Origin of the sequence: Kitasatospora sp. NPDC049258 (assembly GCF_040678895.1) — a bacterium.
In the GTDB taxonomy this organism is placed as follows: domain Bacteria; phylum Actinomycetota; class Actinomycetes; order Streptomycetales; family Streptomycetaceae; genus Kitasatospora.
Map to the genome: position 1 here is coordinate 96,916 of NZ_JBFAQT010000003.1, position 22,705 is coordinate 119,620.

Annotated in this window: 17 protein-coding genes; 15 read left to right on the forward strand and 2 right to left on the reverse strand. The window is 70.9% G+C overall.

From position 1 onward, the window contains the following. Positions 1 to 83: 83 nt before the first annotated feature. The 15 genes from secE (at position 84) to AB0K43_RS03840 (ending at position 19,769) form a co-directional block, all read left to right on the forward strand. Complete coding sequence (gene secE / locus AB0K43_RS03770) at positions 84 to 353, forward strand: preprotein translocase subunit SecE (protein WP_363635784.1); 270 nt, start codon at positions 84 to 86, stop codon at positions 351 to 353. A gap of 223 nt (positions 354 to 576) precedes the next feature. After that, complete coding sequence (nusG, locus tag AB0K43_RS03775; protein WP_363635419.1) at positions 577 to 1,479, forward strand: transcription termination/antitermination protein NusG; 903 nt, start codon at positions 577 to 579, stop codon at positions 1,477 to 1,479. A 162-nt stretch (positions 1,480 to 1,641) separates the two neighbouring features. Continuing rightward, the gene (rplK, locus tag AB0K43_RS03780) at positions 1,642 to 2,076 is read left to right on the forward strand and encodes a 50S ribosomal protein L11 (protein WP_350638176.1); all 435 of its coding nucleotides are present in this window, start codon (positions 1,642 to 1,644) and stop codon (positions 2,074 to 2,076) included. Between the two features lie 77 nt (positions 2,077 to 2,153). Next, the gene (gene rplA, locus AB0K43_RS03785; RefSeq protein WP_363635421.1) at positions 2,154 to 2,876 is read left to right on the forward strand and encodes a 50S ribosomal protein L1; all 723 of its coding nucleotides are present in this window, start codon (positions 2,154 to 2,156) and stop codon (positions 2,874 to 2,876) included. Between the two features lie 235 nt (positions 2,877 to 3,111). Beyond that, positions 3,112 to 3,996 carry a hypothetical protein gene (locus tag AB0K43_RS03790; RefSeq protein ID WP_363635423.1) on the forward strand — a complete coding sequence of 295 codons (885 nt, stop codon included), beginning with the start codon at positions 3,112 to 3,114 and terminating at the stop codon, positions 3,994 to 3,996. 193 nt (positions 3,997 to 4,189) lie between these two features. After that, positions 4,190 to 5,014, forward strand: coding sequence for a hypothetical protein (locus tag AB0K43_RS03795; RefSeq protein ID WP_363635425.1), 825 nt, complete (start codon positions 4,190 to 4,192; stop codon positions 5,012 to 5,014). Between the two features lie 394 nt (positions 5,015 to 5,408). Then, complete coding sequence (gene rplJ, locus AB0K43_RS03800; protein ID WP_363635427.1) at positions 5,409 to 5,972, forward strand: 50S ribosomal protein L10; 564 nt, start codon at positions 5,409 to 5,411, stop codon at positions 5,970 to 5,972. Positions 5,973 to 6,062: 90 nt separating this feature from the next. Next, a complete protein-coding gene (rplL, locus tag AB0K43_RS03805; protein ID WP_363635429.1) occupies positions 6,063 to 6,446 on the forward strand; it encodes a 50S ribosomal protein L7/L12 in 384 nt (127 codons plus the stop codon). Positions 6,447 to 7,202: 756 nt separating this feature from the next. Then, a complete protein-coding gene (gene rpoB / locus AB0K43_RS03810) occupies positions 7,203 to 10,679 on the forward strand; it encodes a DNA-directed RNA polymerase subunit beta (RefSeq protein WP_363635431.1) in 3,477 nt (1,158 codons plus the stop codon). Positions 10,680 to 10,782: 103 nt separating this feature from the next. After that, positions 10,783 to 14,676 (forward strand): DNA-directed RNA polymerase subunit beta', encoded by a 3,894-nt coding sequence (locus AB0K43_RS03815; protein ID WP_363635433.1) that lies wholly within the window; start codon positions 10,783 to 10,785, stop codon positions 14,674 to 14,676. A 179-nt stretch (positions 14,677 to 14,855) separates the two neighbouring features. Then, positions 14,856 to 15,530, forward strand: coding sequence for a DUF4097 family beta strand repeat-containing protein (locus AB0K43_RS03820; protein ID WP_363635435.1), 675 nt, complete (start codon positions 14,856 to 14,858; stop codon positions 15,528 to 15,530). 54 nt (positions 15,531 to 15,584) lie between these two features. Further along, positions 15,585 to 16,802, forward strand: coding sequence for a histidine kinase (locus AB0K43_RS03825; RefSeq protein WP_363635437.1), 1,218 nt, complete (start codon positions 15,585 to 15,587; stop codon positions 16,800 to 16,802). An 8-nt stretch (positions 16,803 to 16,810) separates the two neighbouring features. Further along, on the forward strand, positions 16,811 to 17,494 hold the full coding sequence (locus AB0K43_RS03830) for a response regulator transcription factor (RefSeq protein WP_363635439.1): 684 nt from the start codon (positions 16,811 to 16,813) through the stop codon (positions 17,492 to 17,494). Between the two features lie 159 nt (positions 17,495 to 17,653). After that, positions 17,654 to 18,250: a hypothetical protein gene (locus tag AB0K43_RS03835; protein WP_363635441.1), complete on the forward strand. Its 597-nt coding sequence runs from the start codon at positions 17,654 to 17,656 to the stop codon at positions 18,248 to 18,250. Positions 18,251 to 18,320: 70 nt separating this feature from the next. Then, a complete protein-coding gene (locus AB0K43_RS03840) occupies positions 18,321 to 19,769 on the forward strand; it encodes a WGR domain-containing protein (protein WP_363635443.1) in 1,449 nt (482 codons plus the stop codon). A gap of 2 nt (positions 19,770 to 19,771) precedes the next feature. On the opposite strand, the gene AB0K43_RS03845 is transcribed toward AB0K43_RS03840, so the two are convergent. Together AB0K43_RS03845 and AB0K43_RS03850 are read right to left on the reverse strand one after the other, a co-directional pair. Then, entirely contained in the window at positions 19,772 to 21,589 is a 1,818-nt protein-coding gene (locus AB0K43_RS03845; protein WP_363635445.1) for a hypothetical protein, read from the reverse strand. Continuing rightward, positions 21,586 to 22,650 (reverse strand): MoxR family ATPase, encoded by a 1,065-nt coding sequence (locus AB0K43_RS03850; protein WP_363635447.1) that lies wholly within the window; start codon positions 22,648 to 22,650, stop codon positions 21,586 to 21,588. Before AB0K43_RS03850 ends, AB0K43_RS03845 begins: the two co-directional genes overlap by 4 nt. Between the last annotated feature and the right edge of the window lie 55 nt (positions 22,651 to 22,705).

Genomic DNA, 22,705 nt, shown 5'->3' on the forward strand with positions numbered 1-22,705 from the left:
GCTCCACCGCAACGCCTGAGAGCGGCAACCCCGAGGGGGCCGACGGCGCGGCGGACGAAACCACGCCTGCCGACGACAAGGCGCTGTCCCGACGCGAGCGCCGGCGTGCCAACAAGGCCGCAGGTGGCGACGGCGGCAGGAAGCCCGGCAAGCGGGCCAAGAAGGGCCTCTTCGCCCGGGCGGCGATCTTCTACCGCCAGATCATCGCCGAGCTGCGCAAGGTCGTCTGGCCGACGCGCAACGAGCTGATCCAGTACACCACCGTCGTGGTGACCTTCGTCATCGTGATGATGATGCTGGTCTACGGCATCGACTACGGCTTCTCCAAGCTCAGCTTGTGGATCTTCGGCTGACCAGCTCGGCAGCCCGCTGTATCCAGCCAGTCACCCCGACCCGGGTCGGCACCGTCCACACGGACGGAGCTGCCCGGGTCGAGCTGTCTGCGCCGACCGGACGAGCCCGCTACCGTTGACTCGGTACTGTTGAGGTATCCGAGACTTTCCCGCCCGTACGCCTGACGGCGGCCGGACGGCCCGGAGCCGTTCCATCTCCACAACCAGGAAAGAAGCAGCGACCGTGTCTGAGTCCCCCCTGTACGACGCCGACGAGACCGTCCGCGAGGCGGATGTCGCGGCCGAGGCCGACGCCGAGGCTGCCGAGGACATCCTGGACGCCGCCGACGCCGACGAGGACCAGGTCGAGGCTGCCGACGAGGCCGAGGCGGGCGAGCCGGCCGAGGAGGCCGCACTGCACGAGGACGCCGAGGACGCGGTCGTCGCCGACGCCGACGACGCCGACGAGACCGAGGCCGGCGAGGCCGAGGGTATCGAGGCCGAGGGCGTCGAGGAGGCAGTCGAGGAGGCCGAGGGCGAGAGCGACCCGGTCGCCGAGTTCCGCGAGAAGCTGCGCCTCGCGCCGGGCGAGTGGTACGTCATCCACACCTACGCCGGCTACGAGAACCGCGTGAAGCAGAACCTGGAGCAGCGCTCGGTCTCGCTGAACGTCGAGGACCGCATCTTCGAGTCGGCCGTGCCGCAGGAAGAGGTCGTCCAGATCAAGAACGGCGACCGCAAGACCATCCGGCAGAACAAGCTCCCCGGCTACGTGCTGGTCCGGATGGAGCTGGACGCCGAGTCCTGGAACGTGGTCCGCAACACCCCGGGCGTCACCGGCTTCGTGGGCAACGCCTACGACCCGTACCCGCTGACCCTGGACGAGGTCGTCAAGATGCTCGCCCCGGACGTCGAGCGCCAGGCGGCCAAGGACGCGGGCAAGGCCTCCCCGGTCCGTCCGGTCGAGGTCCAGGTGCTCGACTTCGAGGTCGGCGACTCGGTCACCGTCACCGACGGTCCGTTCGCCACCCTGCAGGCGACCATCAACGAGATCAACCCGGACTCGAAGAAGGTCAAGGGCCTGGTCGAGATCTTCGGCCGGGAGACCCCGGTCGAGCTGTCCTTCGACCAGATCCAGAAGAACTAGCACTGATCTTCGGATCGGGGGCGGAGCGCCTGCTCCGCCCCCAATCCGTTTTGGTCCAGCGGCGCATCCGCGTTAGCCTGGTCCGATGTGTGTCCGCCCGGCCGGGTGTCGCGCCTGCCGCGGACGCACCAGCAATCACCTCTCGGAAGGACCCGGAGAGAAATGCCTCCCAAGAAGAAGAAGATCACGGGGCTCATCAAGCTCCAGATCAACGCCGGTGCCGCGAACCCGGCCCCGCCGGTCGGCCCCGCGCTGGGCCAGCACGGCGTCAACATCATGGAGTTCTGCAAGGCCTACAACGCTGCGACCGAGTCGCAGCGCGGCATGATCGTGCCGGTGGAGATCACGGTCTACGACGACCGCTCCTTCACCTTCATCACGAAGACGCCGCCGGCCGCGCGCCTCATCCTGAAGGCCGCCGGCGTGGACAAGGGCTCGGCCGAGCCGCACAAGACCAAGGTCGCCAAGCTCACCAGCGCCCAGGTCCGCGAGATCGCCACGGTCAAGCTCCCCGACCTGAACGCCAACGACCTGGACGCCGCGGCGAAGATCATCGCCGGCACCGCCCGGTCGATGGGCATCACCGTCGAGGGCTGATCAGCCCCCCAGTCCCACGTGGTAGGGCCGAGCGCGGCCCGTACACACCACGACTCCATTCACCTTCAGGAGAAGCAGTGACGCGCAGCAAGGCTCTCAAGGCCGCGGACGCCAAGGTCGACCGCAGCCGGATCTACGCTCCCCTCGAGGCCATCCGCCTCGCGAAGGAGACCTCCACCACCAAGTTCGACGGCACCGTCGAGGTTGCCATGCGTCTGGGCGTCGACCCGCGCAAGGCCGACCAGATGGTCCGCAGCACCGTGATCCTCCCGCACGGCACCGGTAAGACCGCTCGGGTCCTGGTCTTCGCGACCGGTGACCGTGCCGAGGCCGCGCGTGCTGCGGGCGCCGACATCGTGGGCTCCGACGAGCTCATCGACGAGGTCGCCAAGGGCCGTCTGGACTTCGACGCCGTCGTCGCCACCCCGGACCTCATGGGCAAGGTCGGCCGCCTCGGCCGCGTGCTCGGTCCCCGTGGCCTGATGCCGAACCCGAAGACCGGCACCGTCACCCCCGATGTCACCAAGGCTGTCAACGACATCAAGGGCGGCAAGATCGAGTTCCGCGTCGACAAGCACTCGAACCTGCACTTCATCATCGGTAAGGTCTCCTTCACCGACGAGCAGCTGGTCGAGAACTACGGCGCCGCGCTCGAGGAGGTCCTCCGGGCCAAGCCGGCCGCCGCCAAGGGCCGCTACATCAAGAAGACCGCGATCTCCACCACGATCGGCCCCGGCATCCAGGTCGACCCGAACCGCACCCGCAACCTCCTCGTCGAGGAGGACCCGGCCGCCGTCTGAGCCCCCGTGCTCTGACCGGCCGCGTCCTGGGCGCGACGGATTTCCGTTCGACGGGCCCGCATCCCCTTGCAGAAGGGGGTGCGGGCCCGTCGGCGTACCCGGGGTGCCGCCGTGGCTCAGCGGTGGCAAATCCGCAGCAGGGTTGTCGCCGGAATCGGCTAGAGTCCGGGGCGCAATAAGTATGAGAGAAACATTAAGAGGGGGAACTGTGCGTACCCTGCGCATCGCTTCTGCGGTGGTTGTCTCCACCGTGCTCATCGGCGCCCTGTCGGCCTGTAACAGCGGGGACAAGAAGTCCGGCGGCGACGCGGCCGCGGCCGGCGCGCCCTCCGGCGCCGCCTCGACCGCGGCCTCGGCGCCGGCGGCGGGCGGCAAGAAGGACCTGGACCCGAAGGCCGCCCTCGCGGCCGCCGCCGCCGTGATGGAGAAGGCGGGCAACGCCAAGCTGGTCATGAGCGGCAGCACGCCCGACGACAACGGCACCGGCCTGTTCTCGTGGAAGAGCCCGCAGGCGCTGGAGCTCTCCGTCAAGGAGGAGGGCAAGGAGACCAAGGTCCTGTTCGCGGGCGACGTCATGTACGTCGGCGTCGACGCCGAGATGGGCGCGATGTTCCCGGGCAAGAAGTGGCTCAAGCTGGACCCGAAGGCCGGCGCCGCCGCGCCCGGCATGGAGGACCTGAACGCCTTCGGCAGCATGCTGCAGCTGCTCAACCCGGCCGTCGAGCTCGCCGCCAACGCGCAGGCCGGCAAGCTGGCCAAGGTCGGCCCGGAGAAGGTCGACGGCGTCGACACCGTGCACTACAAGAGCACCATCGCCGCCAAGGACCTGGTCGCCGCGATGACCGGCCTGAGCGACGCGCTGAAGGCCTCGGTGCTCAAGGAGCTCACCTCGACCGGTGCGGAGTCCACCATGGACTTCTGGATCAACGAGAAGGCCGAGCTCGTCCAGATGGGCGGCACCGACCTGAACCCCGGCAAGGGCGCGGCCTCGGCCGCCTCCACCGCGGGCACCACCACCCTGAAGTACACCGAGCTGGGCAAGGCCACCGTGCCGGCCGCCCCGCCGGCCGCCGAGGTGGCCGACATGTCCGAGCTGCTGAAGAGCCTCGGCACCAGCTGAACCGGCTGACGAACCGCCGGCCGGACGGCCGGTGATCCCCGGGCGCGGCGCTCCGCCGCGCCCGGGGGCGTTGCGGGCCGGTTCGCAGCCCGTACCGCCGGCCCGGCCCCACACCCGGGTGGAGCCGCCCGGGTGCCCGGGAGCCGGGCATGACAGGGTGGGGAACGAGCAATCGAGGCAGGGAGGACACCGCATGCCGGTCCGGCGCAAGGCCGCCGCCGCGGCGCTGGTGCTGCTGCTGGCCGGCGCCGCCGGGTGCGGCGGGGCCGCGGCGACGCCCGGTCCCGGCCCGACGCCCAGCACCGCGGCCGCCAGCTCGGCGCTCGCCACCCCGACCGACCGCTCGCCGCACGGCATCCTGCTGTCCGCCCAGCTGGCCATGCACGACGCCCGGCGGGCGAAGTTCCGGCTGCCCCAGCAGGGGGCGGACGGGATGATCTTCTGGGCTCCCAAGACCGGCCTGCGGCTGAACCGGCCGACCACCGCCGAGCAGCTGATCGTCCTGGACACCGCGGCCTACCTGGGCGGCGACCCGGACGCCGCGGCCAGGCTGGGCGGCCGGCACTGGGCGAAGTACGGCGGGCCCACCGGAAGCAAGGAGACCCCGTACGCGGGGCTGATCGACCAGCTCAACCCGGTGGTGGCGCTCACCGCGGCCTGCTCCGCCGAGGAGCCCGAGCTGGTGGGCGAGGAGCAGCTCCAGGACGCCACCGTCACGCACCTGCGGGTGACCATCGGCGTCGCCGGGTACGTGGCCGCGCAGACCCAGCTGAGCGCGGCCCGCCGGCAGGCGCTGAGCGAGACCCTGGGCGCGGACAGCGGGCGGGTGCTCACCCTGGACCTCTGGCTGAACGACAAGGACCAGCTGGTCCAGCTCCGCCGGACCGGCCAGGCCGGGAGCACCGCCGCCACCGTGGCCTACAGCGAGATCGCCGGCCCGCTGTCGCTCCAGGCACCCGCCGAGGCGGACACCCTGGACCGGACCGGCACCGCGCCGCCCGCCCTGAGCGGCCTGTAGCCGCCGCCGGGCGCCGCGCGGCCGCTGCGGGCCTGCGAGTCGCAGGCGGCCGGAGCGGATTTGCCCGGTTCGGCAGGCGTCGAGTACGGTAGGGCTTGCCAAAGACCGCTGGTTGTCGTTCCACACCTTCACGGGTGCGGACGACCGAAGGATCTGCGCAGTGCGCAGACGGCCCGCGCAGGAGTGTTTGGAGCTTTGACTTCCGGTCCGTACGGTTCGCCGTGCGACTGTCGAGGTCGTCATGAGCCCCGTGCGACTGCGCACTGGGGCTCGATTTGTTTTTGCGGAGCATTCCGCAGGGTCTCTTCCTTCCGGCCGGCGCGTCCCAGGTGATCGATGGTCGACTCCTCAAAGGTCGGCCCGACTTCGACATCACGGAAGGAGGCGTAAGCCTATGGCAAGGCCTGACAAGGCTGCTGACGTCGCCGAGATCACGGACAAGTTCCGTGCCTCGAACGCGGCCGTGCTGACCGAGTACCGCGGTCTGACGGTGAAGCAGATGAAGAATCTGCGTCGCTCGCTGGGTGACAACGCCCAGTACGCCGTGGTGAAGAACACGCTGACCAAGATCGCGGCGAACGAGGCCGGGATCTCTGCGCTGGACGACCTGTTCGCTGGTCCGACGGCTGTCGCCTTCGTCACCGGTGACCCGGTGGAGTCGGCGAAGGCTCTGCGTGACTTCGCCAAGGAGAACCCCGCTCTCATCATCAAGGGCGGTGTCCTTGACGGTAAGGCGCTGTCCGCCGATGAGATCAAGAAGCTCGCGGACCTCGAGTCCCGCGAGGTGCTGCTCGCCAAGCTGGCCGGCGGCCTGAAGGCGTCCATGGCCAAGGCCGCGGCGACCTTCCAGGCTCCGCTGGTCGAGTTCGCTCGCACCGCCGAGGCGCTGCGCGCGAAGGTCGAGCAGGGCGGTGCCGGTACGCCGGCTCCCGCCGCCGAGGACGAGGCCGCGGAGTAATTCCGCAGGCTCACGCCTCGCTGCGGGCCCGTACGCCCGCCATCCCGTACATCCGGCACCAACCTGCCGATTAAGTGGAAGGACGCCACCATGGCGAAGCTGTCCCAGGACGAGCTGCTCGCGCAGTTCGAGACCCTGACCCTGATCGAGCTCTCCGAGTTCGTCAAGGCGTTCGAGGAGAAGTTCGACGTCAAGGCTGCCGCCCCGGTCGCCATCGCCGCCGGCGGCCCGGCCGCTCCGGCCGCCGAGGCCGTCGAGGAGCAGGACGAGTTCGACGTCATCCTCGAGTCCGCCGGTGACAAGAAGATCCAGGTCATCAAGGAGGTGCGCGCCCTGACCTCCCTCGGCCTGAAGGAGGCCAAGGACCTCGTTGACGGCACCCCGAAGCCGGTCCTGGAGAAGGTTGCCAAGGACGCCGCCGAGAAGGCGAAGGCCCAGCTCGAGGCCGCTGGCGCCAAGGTCACCGTCAAGTGACTTCTCGCCCTCTCTGAGAGGGCGCGGGAGGCCGGGCCGATCACCCCTGCGGGTGGTCGGCCCGGCCTCTTTTCGTATGCGGCGCACCGGGCCGCCGATCCCGTGTCGCCGGTCCGGCCCATCGGGGGCTGGGCCGCTGTCGGTGTGCCCCGGTAAGGTGATCGCTGTCGTGGCCACCCGCCCCGGCCTCGGGTGATGTGTAACGCGCCGGGGCCCGGGAGCGATGGTCCGTGCGAGGTCCGCACTGTGGTGGGGGCCTTGACGAACGGCACCCGGCGCGCGATTCTCGAGGCGCGCGCCGCAGCGTGGATGGCGGTTCACCGTCGGCCGGAGCGCCCCGGATGGTTATTCAGGGGCCCCGCTGGGAACTGACTACATGTGAGGTGCGACGGCCCGGGAGTCCCGGGTCGTCCGGTTGTACGAGGGCAGGGCAACCCCTGCGGCGGAGCCCCTTGACAGGGGCGGCCGGCGCTCGGGTCGCGACCGGAGGGAGCGTCCGATTCGGTCTCCGAATCAGGGCTTGTCAGCAGTGTGCCTTTTGGCTACACTGTCCCTTTGCGCTGCCTGTTAGCTGCTCCGTGACTCGTCGCCCGGAGTCGGCGTTGCCCTGAAGGGGCCTGGCACCGCCTCCGTACAGCGGTTCTGACCTGGGGATTCACCCCCGGCGGAGTCGGCGGCCGGAGGTGGATCCTGGCTCGTCTAAGGTCCGGCCGGTATGCGCGTAGTGAGCTCCGAGCCCTCGGAAGGACCCCCCTCTTGGCCGCGCCGCGCAACGCCTCGAACAATTCCGCCGCATCCACCGCCCCGCTCCGCGTCTCGTTCGCGAAGATCAAGGAGCCTCTTGAGGTCCCGAACCTCCTGGCCCTGCAGACCGAGAGCTTTGACTGGCTGCTCGGCAATGCGGCCTGGAAGTCCCGGGTCGAGGCGGCCCTGGACAGTGGTCAGGACGTCCCGACCAAGTCCGGTCTGGAGGAGATCTTCGAGGAGATCTCTCCGATCGAGGACTTCTCCGGTTCGATGTCGCTGACCTTCCGCGACCACCGTTTCGAGCCGCCGAAGAACTCCATCGACGAGTGCAAGGACCGCGACTTCACCTACGCGGCCCCGCTCTTCGTCACCGCCGAGTTCACCAACAACGAGACCGGTGAGATCAAGTCCCAGACGGTCTTCATGGGCGACTTCCCGCTCATGACCAACAAGGGCACGTTCATCATCAACGGCACCGAGCGTGTCGTCGTGTCCCAGCTGGTGCGCTCTCCCGGCGTCTACTTCGACTCCAGCCTGGACAAGGTGTCCGACAAGGACATCTACTCCTGCAAGGTCATCCCCTCGCGTGGTGCCTGGCTGGAGATGGAGATCGACAAGCGCGACATGGTCGGTGTCCGCATCGACCGCAAGCGCAAGCAGTCGGTCACCGTTCTGCTCAAGGCCCTCGGCTGGACCAACGAGATGATTCTCGAGGAGTTCGGCGAGTACGAGTCGATGCGCGCCACCCTGGAGAAGGACCACACCCAGGGCCAGGACGACGCGCTGCTGGACATCTACCGCAAGCTGCGTCCGGGCGAGCCGCCCACGCGTGAGGCCGCCCAGACCCTTCTGGAGAACCTCTACTTCAACCCCAAGCGCTACGACCTCGCCAAGGTCGGCCGCTACAAGGTCAACCGCAAGCTCGGCAACGCGGAGTCCCTGGACTCCGGCGTGCTCACCGAGCCCGACATCATCGGTGCGATCAAGTACCTGGTGAAGCTGCACGCCGGCGAGGTCGAGTGGCGCGACGAGGACGGTCGCGACATCGTCATCGAGGTCGACGACATCGACCACTTCGGCAACCGCCGCCTGCGCAACGTCGGCGAGCTGATCCAGAACCAGGTCCGTACCGGCCTCGCCCGTATGGAGCGGGTCGTGCGCGAGCGCATGACCACCCAGGACGTCGAGGCGATCACGCCGCAGACCCTGATCAACATCCGGCCGGTCGTCGCCTCCATCAAGGAGTTCTTCGGCACCAGCCAGCTGTCGCAGTTCATGGACCAGACGAACCCGCTGTCGGGCCTGACCCACAAGCGCCGTCTGTCCGCCCTCGGCCCCGGTGGTCTGTCCCGTGAGCGGGCCGGCTTCGAGGTCCGAGACGTGCACCCGTCGCACTACGGCCGCATGTGTCCGATCGAGACCCCCGAAGGCCCGAACATCGGTCTGATCGGCTCGCTCGCCTCCTACGGCCGGGTCAACGCGTTCGGCTTCATCGAGACGCCGTACCGCAAGGTCATCGACGGCATCGTCACCGAGCAGGTCGACTACCTCACCGCCGACGAGGAGGACCGCTTCGTCATCGCGCAGGCCAACGCCCCGCTGACGGACGACCTCCACTTCGCGGAGCCCCGTGTGCTGGTCCGCCGCCGTGGTGGCGAGATCGACTACATCCCGGGCACCGAGATCGACTACATGGACGTCTCGCCGCGCCAGATGGTGTCGGTCGCGACCGCCATGATCCCGTTCCTCGAGCACGACGACGCCAACCGCGCGCTCATGGGCTCGAACATGATGCGCCAGGCGGTGCCGCTGCTGAAGAGCGAGGCCCCGCTGGTCGGCACCGGCATGGAGTACCGCTGCGCGGTCGACGCCGCCGACGTGATCACCGCCGAGAAGTCGGGCGTGGTCCAGGAGGTCTCGGCCGACTACGTCACCGTGGCCAACGACGACGGCACGTACACCACGTACCGCGCCGCCAAGTTCACCCGCTCCAACCAGGGCACCGCCTTCAACCAGAAGGTGCTCGTGGACGAGGGCGCCCGGGTCGAGGTCAACCAGGTGCTGGCCGACGGCCCCTGCACCGACGAGGGCGAGATGGCCCTCGGCAAGAACCTGCTCGTGGCGTTCATGTCCTGGGAGGGTCACAACTACGAGGACGCGATCATCCTGTCGCAGCGCCTCGTGCAGGACGACGTCCTCTCCTCGATCCACATCGAGGAGCACGAGGTCGACGCCCGTGACACCAAGCTGGGCCCCGAGGAGATCACCCGGGACATCCCGAACGTCTCCGAGGAGGTCCTCGCCGACCTCGACGAGCGCGGCATCATCCGGATCGGCGCCGATGTCGTCACCGGCGACATCCTGGTCGGCAAGGTCACGCCCAAGGGTGAGACCGAGCTGACCCCGGAGGAGCGCCTGCTGCGCGCGATCTTCGGCGAGAAGGCCCGTGAGGTCCGCGACACCTCGCTGAAGGTGCCGCACGGTGAGTCCGGCAAGGTCATCGGCGTCCGCGTCTTCGACCGCGAAGAGGGCGACGAGCTGCCCCCGGGCGTCAACCAGCTGGTCCGCGTCTACGTGGCCCAGAAGCGCAAGATCACCAACGGTGACAAGCTCGCCGGCCGTCACGGCAACAAGGGCGTCATCTCCAAGATCCTGCCGGTCGAGGACATGCCGTTCCTGGAGGACGGCACCCCGGTCGACATCATCCTGAACCCGCTGGGTGTCCCGTCCCGAATGAACCCGGGACAGGTCCTGGAGATCCACCTCGGCTGGCTCGCCAAGCAGGGTTGGGACGTCTCCGGTCTCGCGGAGGAGTGGGCCCAGCGCCTGCAGGCGATCGGCGCCGACCAGGTCCAGGGCGGCACCAACCTCGCCACCCCGGTCTTCGACGGCGCCCGCGAGGACGAGATCACCGGCATGCTGGACCACACCACGCTCACCCGCGACGGTGACCGCCTGGTGAACTCCACCGGCAAGGCCCGGCTCTTCGACGGCCGCTCCGGCGAGCCGTTCCCGATGCCGGTCTCGGTCGGCTACATGTACATCCTCAAGCTGCACCACCTGGTCGACGACAAGCTGCACGCCCGTTCGACCGGTCCGTACTCGATGATCACCCAGCAGCCGCTCGGTGGTAAGGCGCAGTTCGGTGGTCAGCGCTTCGGTGAGATGGAGGTGTGGGCCCTCGAGGCGTACGGCGCCGCGTACGCGCTGCAGGAGCTCCTCACCATCAAGTCCGACGACGTCCTCGGCCGCGTGAAGGTCTACGAGGCCATCGTCAAGGGCGAGAACATCCCCGAGCCCGGCATTCCCGAGTCCTTCAAGGTGCTCATCAAGGAAATGCAGTCGCTCTGCCTCAACGTGGAGGTGCTGTCCTCGGACGGCCAGTCCATCGAGATGCGGGACTCCGACGAGGACGTGTTCCGCGCCGCGGAGGAGCTCGGTATTGACCTGTCCCGGCGCGAGCCGAGCAGCGTCGAAGAGGTCTGACGGAGGCCGGGCCGGCTGCCCCTCCTAGGCAGCCGGCCCCGCCCCCAGGCCCCCCTCAGACCACAGACAAACTCTCGAATTACGAAAGAGGGCTTGACGACCAGTGCTTGACGTCAACTTCTTCGACGAGCTCCGCATCGGCCTGGCCACCGCCGACGACATCCGCCAGTGGTCCCACGGCGAGGTCAAGAAGCCGGAGACCATCAACTACCGCACGCTGAAGCCGGAAAAGGACGGCCTTTTCTGCGAGAAGATCTTCGGTCCCACCCGGGACTGGGAGTGCTACTGCGGTAAGTACAAGCGTGTCCGCTTCAAGGGCATCATCTGCGAGCGCTGTGGCGTCGAGGTCACCCGCGCCAAGGTGCGCCGTGAGCGGATGGGCCACATCGAGCTGGCCGCCCCGGTCACCCACATCTGGTACTTCAAGGGTGTCCCGTCCCGTCTGGGCTACCTGCTGGACCTGGCGCCGAAGGACCTCGAGAAGGTCATCTACTTCGCCGCCTACATGATCACCTGGGTGGACGACGAGCGCCGCCAGCGTGACCTGCCCTCCCTCGAGGCGCACATCTCGGTCGAGCGTCAGCAGATCGAGAACCGCCGCGACGCCGACCTGGAAGGCCGGGCCAAGAAGGCCGAGACCGACCTGGCCGAGCTGGAGGCCGAGGGCGCCAAGGCCGACGTGCGCCGCAAGGTGCGCGAGGGCGCCGAGCGCGAGATGAAGCAGCTGCGCGACCGGGCCCAGCGTGAGCTGGACCGCCTGGACGAGGTGTGGGCCCGCTTCAAGAACCTCAAGGTCCAGGACCTCGAGGGCGACGAGCTGCTCTACCGCGAGCTGCGCGACCGCTTCGGCACCTACTTCTCCGGCTCGATGGGCGCCGCGGCGCTCAAGGACCGCCTGGAGAGCTTCGACCTCGCCGAGGAGGCCGAGCGCCTCCGCGAGATCATCCGCACCGGCAAGGGCCAGAAGAAGACCCGTGCGCTCAAGCGCCTCAAGGTCGTCTCCGCGTTCCTGCAGACCAGCAACAAGCCCAAGGGCATGGTGCTCGACTGCGTCCCGGTCATCCCGCCGGACCTGCGTCCGATGGTGCAGCTGGACGGTGGCCGCTTCGCGACCTCCGACCTGAACGACCTGTACCGCCGCGTGATCAACCGCAACAACCGCCTGAAGCGGCTTCTCGACCTCGGCGCGCCCGAGATCATCGTGAACAACGAGAAGCGCATGCTCCAGGAGGCCGTCGACGCGCTCTTCGACAACGGCCGTCGTGGTCGCCCGGTCACGGGCCCCGGCAACCGTCCGCTGAAGTCGCTGTCCGACATGCTCAAGGGCAAGCAGGGTCGTTTCCGTCAGAACCTGCTCGGCAAGCGCGTCGACTACTCGGCCCGTTCGGTCATCGTCGTCGGCCCGCAGCTCAAGCTGCACCAGTGCGGTCTGCCGAAGGCCATGGCGCTGGAGCTCTTCAAGCCGTTCGTGATGAAGCGCCTGGTCGACCTGAACCACGCGCAGAACATCAAGTCGGCCAAGCGCATGGTCGAGCGCGCCCGCCCGGTCGTGTGGGACGTCCTCGAAGAGGTCATCGCCGAGCACCCGGTGCTGCTGAACCGTGCGCCCACCCTGCACCGCCTCGGCATCCAGGCCTTCGAGCCGCAGCTGGTCGAGGGCAAGGCCATCCAGATCCACCCGCTCGTCTGCACCGCGTTCAACGCGGACTTCGACGGTGACCAGATGGCCGTCCACCTGCCGCTCTCCGCGGAGGCGCAGGCCGAGGCCCGCATCCTGATGCTGTCCTCGAACAACATCCTGAAGCCGGCCGACGGTCGCCCCGTCACCATGCCGACCCAGGACATGGTGCTCGGTCTGTTCTTCCTCACCTCGGACCGGGACGAGGTGAAGGGCGCCGGTCGCTCCTTCTCCTCCACCGCCGAGGCGATCATGGCCTTCGACGCCCGCGAGCTGGACGTCCAGGCCGCGATCGACCTGCGCCTGCCCGCCGGCACCGTGCCGCCGCGCGGCTGGACCGTGCCGGTGGACGAGGACGGCCAGCCGACCTGGTTCGAGGGCGAGGCGTTCCGCCTCAGCACCACCCTCGGCCGGGCGCTCTTCAACGAGCTGCTGCCGGAGAACTACCCGTTCGTCGACTACGAGGTGGGCAAGAAGCAGCTCTCCGCGATCGTCAACGACCTGGCCGAGCGCTACCCCAAGGTCGTCGTCGCCGCGACGCTGGACAACCTGAAGGCGGCCGGCTTCCACTGGTCGACCCGTTCCGGTGTCACCGTCTCGATCTCGGACGTCATCGTCCCGCCGAGCAAGCCCCAGATCCTCGAGGGCTACGAGGCGCAGGCGGAGAAGGTCCAGAAGCAGTACGAGCGCGGTCTGATCACCAACGACGAGCGCAAGAGCGAGCTCATCGGCATCTGGACCCGGGCGACCAACGAGGTCGCCGAGGCCATGTCCGCGAACTTCCCGAAGACCAACCCCATCTTCATGATGGTGGACTCGGGTGCCCGTGGAAACATGATGCAGATGCGGCAGATCGCCGGTATGCGTGGTCTGGTGTCGAACGCGAAGAACGAGACCATCCCGCGTCCCATCAAGGCCTCGTTCCGTGAGGGCCTGTCCGTGCTGGAGTACTTCATCTCCACCCACGGTGCCCGTAAGGGTCTGGCCGACACCGCCCTGCGTACCGCCGACTCCGGCTACCTCACCCGTCGTCTGGTCGACGTCTCCCAGGACGTCATCATTCGCGAGGAGGACTGCGGCACCGAGCGCGGCCTCAAGCTGCCGATCGGTTCCGTGGGTGCGGACGGCATCCTGCGCAAGGCCGACGACGTCGAGACCAGCGTCTACGCCCGCATGCTGGCCGAGGACATCACGGTGGACGGCAAGCTCCTTGCCACCGCCAACACCGACCTCGGCGACGTGCTGATCGACGAGCTGATCCGGCACGGCATCAGCGAGGTCAAGACCCGCTCGATCCTCACCTGTGAGTCGGCGGTCGGCACCTGCGCCATGTGCTACGGCCGCTCGCTGGCCACCGGCAAGCTGGTCGACATCGGTGAGGCGGTCGGCATCATCGCCGCCCAGTCCATCGGTGAGCCCGGTACCCAGCTGACCATGCGTACCTTCCACACCGGTGGTGTGGCCGGTGACGACATCACCCAGGGTCTGCCGCGTGTCGTCGAGCTCTTCGAGGCGCGTACCCCGAAGGGTGTCGCCCCGGTCTCCGAGGCCGACGGCCGGGTCCGCATCGAGGACACCGAGAAGACCCGCAAGATCGTCGTCACCCCCGACGACGGTACCGACGAGATCGCCTACCCGATCTCGAAGCGCATCAAGCTGCTGGTCAGCGAGGGCGAGGCGGTCTCCGTCGGCCAGAAGCTGACGGCCGGCACGATGAACCCGCACGACGTCCTGCGCATCATGGGCCAGCGTGCCGTCCAGATCCACCTGGTGGCCGAGGTCCAGAAGGTCTACAACTCGCAGGGTGTGTCGATCCACGACAAGCACATCGAGATCATCATCCGGCAGATGCTCCGCCGCGTGACGATCATCGAGTCGGGCGACGCCGAGCTGCTCCCGGGCGAGCTCGTCGAGCGTGGGCGCTTCGAGACCGAGAACCGTCGCGTGGTGTCCGAGGGCGGTCACCCCGCCTCCGGCCGTCCGCAGCTGATGGGTATCACCAAGGCCTCGCTGGCCACCGAGTCCTGGCTGTCGGCCGCCTCCTTCCAGGAGACGACCCGGGTGCTCACCGACGCGGCGATCCACGCCAAGTCGGACCCGCTGCTGGGCCTCAAGGAGAACGTCATCCTCGGTAAGCTCATCCCGGCCGGTACGGGTCTGCCCCGCTACCGCAACATCCGGGTCGAGCCGACCGAGGAGGCCAAGGCCGCGATGTACTCGGCCGTCGGCTACGACGACTACGACCTGTCGCCCTTCGGCGCCGGCTCCGGCCAGGCCGTCCCGCTGGACGACTACGACTACGGCCCGTACACCGGCTGAGGTCGCGGTACCTGATCGCAGGGCGGTCACCCCACTCGGGGTGGCCGCCCTGCGGCGTTTCCCCCCTGCGGGGGAGGCGGGAGGACCGCTCGTGCGGGCGATGCGGGCGGCGGCCCCGTCCGGCAGGCTCGGGGAGGCGCCGGGCCGAGGGGGTCCGGGGCGGAGCGGGGGAGCCGGTTGTGCAGAGAGTGCTGTCGTACGCCGTCATCACGGCCCTGGTGGTGCTGGGGATGTCGGGGTGCTTCATCGGGGAGGACGAGCACCGGGACGTGGCGTACGGCGTCGCGGAGCCGGTCCGGGTGCTGGTGATCGAGGGGCACACCGGGGACATCCGGGTGGTCGGCGGCGCCGACGGGGTGCGGGTCACCGAGCACCTGTCGTACCGGGACCAGGCGCCGGCGGCGACCCACACGGTGGCCGACGGCACCCTGACCCTCGGCTACCGCTGCCCGGACGGCGACTGCGGGGTCGGCTACGAGGTGCGGGTGCCGGCCGGGACGCAGGTGCGGGTGGTCAACTCCACCGGCGGGGTGCGGCTGTCCGGGCTCACCGCGGCCGTCGACGCGGCGACCTCGACCGGCTCGATCGAGGCCGAGGCGCTGGCCGGCGCGGTGGTGCGGCTGAGCACGGACACCGGGGACGTCGCCGTGGACTTCGCCGCCGGCCCGACCGGCGTGCAGGTGAAGTCCGACACCGGCAGCGTCAGCGTGAAGGTGCCCCGGGGCGAGGAGTACGCGGTGACCGCCGCCACCGGGACGGGCAGTGTCCACGTCTCGGTGCCCCGGCGGGACGCCGCGCCCCGGACCATCACGGCGCACACCGGGACCGGCGACATCACGGTCGCCGGTGCCTGAGCCTGCCCGGGTAGGGCATGATCGTCCCTGGTCGGCCACGGGGGAGGGGCTGAGGTGAACGGGGACGTCCGGGCGCGGACGGCGCGGCTGCGCGGGCGGCTCGCCGCCGCGGCCGCCCGGTGCGGCGCGGGACCTGGCGGGGCGAGCCCGTACCTGCTGGACGGCTGCCTGGCGGTGGCCGCGGCGGCGATCGCGGTCTGGGCGGTGGCCTACGACAACAAGGGCTGGCCGGCCTGGGTCTACCTGCTGGTGCTGGCCGCCGCGGCGCCACTGCCCTGGCGGCGGCGGGCACCGTTCACGGTCTGGCTGGTGGTCGGGCTGCTGTCGCTGGTGCAGTCGATCGTGGCGCACTCGGTGGCCCCGCAGATCCCGCTGCACGGTGTCCTGAGCACCTACACCGTCGCCGACCGGGGCCGGGACTGGCAGCGCTGGCTGATCCTGGCGATCCTGGTGCCGGCCAACATCCTGGGCACCCGCTCACCGAACGGCATGCTGTTCAGCCTGCTGACCTCGGTCGGGTCCTTCATCGTCGGCTCGCTCGTGCGCGAGCTGCGCCGGCGGGCCCGCGAGGCCGCCGACCGGGCGCACCAGACCGGGATGCGGGCGGCCGCCGACGCGGCCCGGGCGGTCGCCGAGGAGCGGGCCAGGATCGCCCGCGAGATGCACGACATCCTGGCGCACGCCGTCTCGCTGATGGTGATCCAGGCCGAGGCCGGCCCGCTGGTGGTGCGCAGCGACCCGGACCGGGCGATCCGCACCTTCGACACCATCGCCGACTCCGGCCGGGACGCCATGGTGCAGCTGCGCCGGGTGCTCGGGGTGCTCAAGGAGGAGGGGGCCGGCCGGGAGCTGGCCCCGCAGCCGACCCTGGCCGAGCTGGCGGCCCTGGTCGAGCGGGTCCGGGCGTCCGGGCTGCGGGTCGAGCTTGCCCCGGGGGAGCCGGGCCCGGCGGTGGCGCCGGACGTCCAGGCGGCGGCGTACCGGATCGTCCAGGAGGCGCTGACCAATGTGGTGAAGCATTCGGCGGGCGGTGCGGCCGTGGTCCGGGTCGGCCGGCTGGGCGGGGCGCTGGAGGTGGTGGTGTCGGACGACGGCCGGGGGGTGCCGGTGGCGGCCGGTGCGGTGGCGAGCGGGTGGTCCGGCGGGCGCGGCCTGGTGGGCATCCGGGAGCGCGCCGCGGCCTGCGGCGGCCGGGCCGAGGCCGGGCCGGGGCCGGACGGCCGGGGTTTCGTGGTGCGGGCCCGGTTCCCGCTGGGTGCGCAGAGGCTGTGAGGGAGAGCATGGGCCCGATCCGGGTAGTGGTGGCGGACGACCAGGAGCTGGTGCGCGCCGGGTTCGGCATGATCCTGGACGCGCAGCCGGACATCGAGGTGGTCGGTGAGGCGGCGGACGGCGCGCAGGCGATCGAGGCCGTCCGCGAGCACGGCCCGGACGTCCTGCTGCTGGACGTCCGGATGCCGGTGATGGACGGGCTGGAGGCGGCCCGGCGGGTCTGCGCCGAGTTCCCGGACTGCAAGGTGATCATGCTGACCACCTTCGACATCGACGACTACGTCTACGACGCGCTGTACGCGGGGGCGAGCGGCTTCCTGCTCAAGGACGTCCGCCGGGACGACCTGGCGCACGGCGTACGGATGGTGGCCTCCGGCGAGGCGCTGCTGGCGCCCTCCGTGACCAGGCGGTTGATCAGCGAGTTCGCGGCCCGCCGGCCACCGGCCCAGGGCGGCGGCCCGGCCCGGCCGCCGTCCAGGCTGCTGGAGCAGCTGACCGCGCGGGAGCGGGAGACGCTCCGGCTGCTGGCCCGCGGGCTGTCCAACGCCGAGATCGCCGCCGCGCTGGTGGTCAGCGAACACACCGTCAAGACGCATGTCAGCAACGTGCTGAGCAAGCTCCGGCTGCGCGACCGGGTGCACGCGGTGGTCTTCGCGTACGAGTCCGGTGCGGTGGTGGCGGGGGACGGCTGACGGGCGTGCCCGGGCCGGCTGGGCCGGCTGACGGACGGCTCGGGGGCCGGTGGGCTCGCCCGTGCGGGGGAGGCCGGGGGATCACCGGCGCGGGCGATCCCCGGCGGCGCCGGAGCGAGCAGGATCCAGGTCGACGAACCCGACCCGAAGGAGCCCGAGATGGCCTCGTACCTCGCCCGCCCGACCCGCGTCGCCGCAGTGGGGGGCCCGGTGCTGCTCGCGGTCTACGGCCTCGTCCGGCTGCTGCCCGGCTCGAAGCAGCCGGGGGCGGGCTGGCTGGTCGGGCACGCCGCGCTGCTGGCGGGCCTGCTGCTGTTCGGGGTCGTCCTGGCGGCCCTGTACCGGGTGGCCGCGCGCCGCCGGCCGGTCGCCGCCCTGGCGCTGGGCACGGCCCTCGCGGGGCTGGCCGCCTCGCTCGGGCAGGTGGGCGTCGACCTCTACGTGGGGGCGGTGGCGGCCGACAAGGCCGCGCAGCAGCAGCTCTTCGAGCGGATCCAGGACCGGCCGGGAGTGGTGCCGGCGCTCTACTCGGTCGGGCCGCTGCTGTTCTACGTGGGCCTGCTGGCGCTGCTGCTGGCCGCGGTCCGCCTGGTCCGGCCCCGGGGGCCGCTGCTGATGCTGGCGGGCACCGCGGTGATGGCCGCCGACCTCGACCTGATGGCGCTGGGCGCCCTGCTGTACCTGGCCGCGCTGGCTCCCCTCGCCGGCCGGCCCGCGGTGGTGACGGGCCGTCCGGCTGTCAGTGCCGGGGCCTAGGTTGAGGGGTGTCGGGCGAGGCGCGGGAGCCCGCCGGCACCCTCCCCGTCTGCCCGAAAGGGGCTCCGCCATGTCCGTCGCCACCGATGAGCAGGTCACCTACCTGGAGCTGTCCGAGGACGGCGGCGGGGCGCACAAGTTCTACGAGGTGCGGCAGGCGGGCGCCGAACTCACCATCACCTACGGGCGGATCGGCGAGCCGGGGCAGGCCAGGACGACCGGCTACCCGACGGCCGAGAAGGCGGCCGCGACGGCCGCCAAGAAGGTCGGCGAGAAGGTCCGCAAGGGGTACGCGCCGGCCGTCCGCGGGGTCCGCCAGCGGCGGGCGGTGACCCGGCGCCAGATCGTCTCGACCCGTTCGACGGCCCGTCAGGCCCCGGTGCTCTGGCGGTTCCGGTCCGGCGCCGACGCGTTCGGGATCTTCGTCGGCGAGGAGCACGCCTGGGTGGGCAACGAGGCCGGCGACGTCTACACCCTCACCCACGACGGCGAGGTCACCGGCCGCTTCGGTCTGCCGGACGGCGTCAAGTGCATCGTCGCGGACGACTACTGGATCTACGCGGGCTGCGACGACGGCCGGGTCTACGACCTCGGCGGCAAGGTGCCCCGGGTGGCCTACGAGATCGCCGCCGACGTGGACATCTACTGGCTGGACATCCACGACGGCGTGCTCGGCGTGGCCGACGCGCGCGGCGGCATCACCACCGTCGACCACGAGGACGAGTTCCAGTGGCGGCGCTCGGCGGCCGGCAGCGCGGGCTGGATGGTCCGGTGCGACGCGGACGGCGTCTACCACGGGTACTCGGCCGGGGTCTCGCGCTACTCGGCGCGCGGCGGCGAGGAGCTGTGGCACACCAGGACGGAGGGTTCGGTGCTGTTCGGCTGGCAGGAGTCGGCCGAGGTGTTCGCCGGCACCAGCCGCGGCTGGGTCTACCGGCTCGCCAAGTCGGACGGCTCGCAGGTCGCCCGCTACCGCTGCGACGCCTCGGTCTTCTCCTGCGCCGCCTCGCCGGACGGGACGTACGTCTTCGCCGGCGACAACTCCTCCTCGGTGTACTGCTTCGCGGCGGACGGCACCCGGCTGTGGAAGCTCGGGACCGGCTGCGGCTCGGCGTACAGCATGCAGTACCGCGACGAGCGGCTCTACATCGTGACCACCGACGGCTCGCTGGCCTGCATCGACGCGAGCGAGGCGGCGGTCCGGGCGGCGGAGGGCGGGCAGCTGCCGACCACCACGGACGTCCGGTCCTCGGGCTGGGAGCGGGTGGCGCCCGGCGCCGACCTGGAGACGGTGAGCGTCACCGAGGTGAGCACGCTCGGCGGGATCCAGCTGGAGTGCGTCCAGGAGAGCGGCCGGACCAGGGTGCGGGTCACCTCGCCGGGGTTCGACCCGAGCTGGCGGGTGCAGTTCCCCAAGGACATCCGGATCCCGGGCGCCCGCTACCTGGTCTCCGAGGTGCACACCTCCGAGCGCGGCGGCTTCTACCGGGCGCGCGGCGAGATCAAGCGCCTGCTCTGACGTCAGCGGACCCGGAAGACCGGGCCGCGGGGGGTGAACGGCAGACCGGCGCCCTGGGGGACGAGGTAGGCGTGTTCGCGCCGCACCCGCAGGACGTCGCACTCGCCGTCGGTGATGACCAGGACCGGGGCGCCCGGCGGGAAGTCCTCGGCGCGCTCCAGCAGGTCGATGCCCGGCTGCAGGACGGTGCCGCCCCGGCCGCGGACCCGGACCCGGCCGGCGATGTCCTCGGCCGGCAGGTAGCCCGCGTCGTACGGCGCGGCGTCGCAGAACACCACCCGGGCGGACGGGACTTCGCGGGCGGCGGCGTAGGAGGCGATCGCGCCCAGCGCCTTGCCGAGCAGCCGCCGGTCCATCGAGCCGGAGGTGTCCAGCACGACGCCGAAGGTGCAGCGCGCCACCTCCTCGGGCGGGAAGTACCGCCCGGCGCGTGGGATGTCCGGGGTGGAGGCCTGACGGCGCGCGGGGCGGGCGTAGCTGCGGTGCGCCACCGGTGACGGGACGAACTCGTCGAACCAGTGGGCCAGTTGCGCGTCCCAGGGCAGCGGGGGGTGGGCCAGGGCCCGGATCTCCTCGATCAGCCCGGCCGGGAGCAGCCCGCGCTCGCGGTGGTGCAGTTCGAAGCCCTGCTGCAGGCCGCGCCGGTAGAAGTCGTCCAGGTCGACGTAGTCGCGCGGGGAGCCGAGCGGTTCGCCGAGCACATCGGGCCGGCCCTGGCCGGCCAGGGTGGCCAGCCGGCGGATGCGGCGCTGGTCGCGGACGATCCGGTCGTAGACCTCCTCGGCCGACAGCCCCTTCAACCCGGGGTCGTGCAGCAGGCCTTCGGGCATCTCGCCGACGCCCATCTCCAGCAGCCAGCCGTTGATCACGAAGTCGGCGGCGACGTTGAACAGGTACGGGTCGCGGGCCCCGCGGCGCTCACCGTGCCGCAGCGCGGCGTGCAGCATCTCGTGGGCCAGGATGAACCGCCACTCGTGGTCGCTGTACCGGCGCAGCGGGTTGAGGTAGATCTCACCGGCCTCGGCGCTGACGGCGGCGACGGCGATGCCGCGGGCCCGGGCGAGTTCGGCGTCGGCGACCAGGGTGATGCCGGCGGCCAGGCCGCCGAGCAGCGGGTAGGCGGAGATGAACCAGTTCAGCGCCCTGGTCCAGGGCCGCTCGGGGGTGCGCTGACCGGTCAGCTCGTCGCGGCGGCCGCCGGCCACGTCCATTGCGGCGGACATGGTGCGGGTGAGCGCGGCGGCGAAGGCCACCGTCCAGTCCTCGGGCCTCCGGTGCGGCCGGTGCCAGGGCAGCAGCAGCTGGTCCGGCCCGGCGCCGCCGACCTCCGGCAGCCGGGGCAGGCCGTCGCGGCGCCAGCGGGCGGCGAGCTCCTCCTCGTCCCCGGCCGGGAGCGGGGTCAGGTCGAAGGGCGGGCGGCCGGTGGTGAAGGTGGCCTGGAAGCGGATGACCACCGCGCAGCGGGCGGCCAGGTCGTGCTGATCGGGTGCGGTGCGGCGGCCTTCGGCGGCCGGCACGTGGCCGAAGCCCAGGTGGAGCAGGCAGTGCGCCAGCACCCAGGCCCACTCGGCGGGTTCGGCCCGGCGGCGGGGGTCGGCGTGGACGGTGCCGTTGGAGTCGGCGACGGCCCAGCCGCCGGTGGGGCACAGCTCGCACTCCGGTGACCGGCAGATCCGGGCGTCCACCGAGGCGAGCGCGTGGTTGGCCCGCAGCAGCCGGACGCCGGCGGCGAAGGCCTCGGCGTTCGGGTCGGGCGGTGCCCCCTCGGTCTTCGCGCCCTTCGTGCCCTTCGCGGGCCGGACGGGGTGCGCGGGCGTCATCGGCGGGCCTCGACCAGGCGGGGCATGTCCCGGGCGGCCTCGATCAGGAACCAGGCGGGCAGGACGGGGTTGCCGTCCGGCCCGTCCGCGATCACGGTCTGGGCCACCTCGACCGAGATCTCGGCCAGCTGGACCAGCAGGGTCTTGGCCCGGTAGGCGGTCTGGCGCCGCGCGTCGGAGGCGTGCTCCTTGCGGGCCGGCAGCTCCTTGACCAGCCGGGTGCGGAAGGAGTCGGCCAGGTAGTGGAGCAGGTCGCGGTCCTCGCGCCGGTGCGGCCAGCGGGCATCCCCCTTGAGGATCGCGTCCAGGCCGTAGGAGTTGCGGACGATCTTGGCGTAGCCGCAGAAGCCCACCGCGTGCTGCGGGGTGAGCAGTCCGTGCGCGAGCACCTTGAGGGTCGCCTCCTCCAGGGTCGGGCCGAAGGAGTGCAGGGCGTCGGAGAGCATGTGCCAGGCGCGCGGGGTGGAGAAGGGCTCCTCGGTCTTCGGCGGCGCGGACCACAGGTGGTCGGGGCGGTCGGTCAGGTAGTCGGTCACCCAGGGGTGGATGCCGCTGCCCGCGGCCCAGCCGAGCCAGTCGGTGGCGCTGGCCCGCAGGTGCACGTGGACCAGCCGGTTGACCAGGGCGGAGGCCATCGGACGGGCCAGCGCGCCGTCGGTGGCCCGGTTGCCGGCGCCGATCACGATCGAGCCGGGCGGCAGCTCGTAGGAGCCGATCCGGCGGTCCAGGATCAGCGAGTAGAAGGCCTTCTGGACGTCCGGGGTGGCGGCGTTGAGCTCGTCCAGGAACAGGCAGTACGGCTCGTCACGGGCGATCGACTCCGGCGGGCAGAACCGGGAGCGGCCCTCGGGCGTGATCTGCGGGACGCCGACCAGGTCCTCCGGCGCCAGCTGGGTGCCGATCAGGCTCACACACTCCAGCCCCAGCGAGTCGGCGAACTCCCGTACCAGCGAGGACTTGCCGATGCCCGGTGCGCCCCACAGGAACACCGGCCGGACGGTGGCCAGGCCGAGCAGCAGCTCGGGCACCTCGGACGGTGAGACGGTGACGGCACCCTGCACGGGACTCCTTCGGTACGTGGATTCCCGTGCAGTCTGGGCCCGTCGGGGCCGGGCC